The sequence below is a fragment of the Acidaminococcus sp. CAG:542 genome (assembly GCF_000437815.1).
Classification (GTDB): domain Bacteria; phylum Bacillota; class Negativicutes; order Acidaminococcales; family Acidaminococcaceae; genus Acidaminococcus.
Window position 1 is genome coordinate 40,286 of sequence record NZ_FR902083.1, and the last position, 861, is coordinate 41,146.

Annotated in this window: 1 protein-coding gene; it reads left to right on the forward strand. The window is 57.8% G+C overall.

The window, feature by feature from the left end:
- On the forward strand, nt 1-814 hold an 814-nt coding region (locus QVO43_RS06915; RefSeq protein WP_288174680.1), incomplete at its 5' end, for an MFS transporter.
- Nucleotides 815-861: the final 47 nt, after the last annotated feature.

Genomic DNA, 861 nt, shown 5'->3' on the forward strand with positions numbered 1-861 from the left:
CAACTACTATGCCCTCAGCATGAGCCTGGCTGCGGCCATCGGGCCCTTCATCGGCATGGTGATGCAGCAGATGTTCCCCTTCCGGGTGATCATCCTGTTTTCCATTGTGATGGTACTGATCTGCCTGGGGGCCGCCTTTGTAATGAAGGTGGATGAGATCCAGCTGACGGAAGAACACCGGGCGGCTCTGAAACAGCTGTCCCTGTCCAACTTCCTGGAACCCCGGGTCATGGGGATTTCCATTGTGGGCTTCTTTGTGGCGGTGTGCTATTCCAGCGTGCTGAGCTTTTTGGCCACCTATGCGGCGGAACTGCAGCTGATGACTGCCGGGACCCTGTTCTTCGTGGTCTATGCCCTGTCCATCACCCTGGCCCGTCCTGTTGCAGGGGTGATGTTCGACCGGAAAGGGGAAGACTTCGTCATGTATCCCACCTATGCCTGCCTGGCCATCGGCCTCCTGCTGCTGTCCATTACCACCCAGAACTGGGAAATGCTGGCCGCTGGGGTGTTCGTGGGCCTGGGGTACGGAACCTTCATGTCCAACGGACAGGCCATCTGCGTGAAGCTGGTGGAAGAAGTCCGGATCGGGGTGGCGGTTTCCACCTATTTCGTCATGCTGGACCTGGGGCTGGGGGTAGGACCTTACCTCCTGGGTGCCTTCAAGGAACCGCTGGGATTCCAGGGCATCTATTCCGCCGTGGGCCTGGGTGCCATCGGCTGTGCCGTTCTCTACTGGCTGCTGTATGCCCGGAGACGGAAGCCTGCAGATCTCCAGGAAGATTCTGTGGAAAGTCTGGAATCGGAAGCCGAATAAAACGGCAGAAAATATTTTGCATACAGAATCGAATCCGTAGGGGCTCC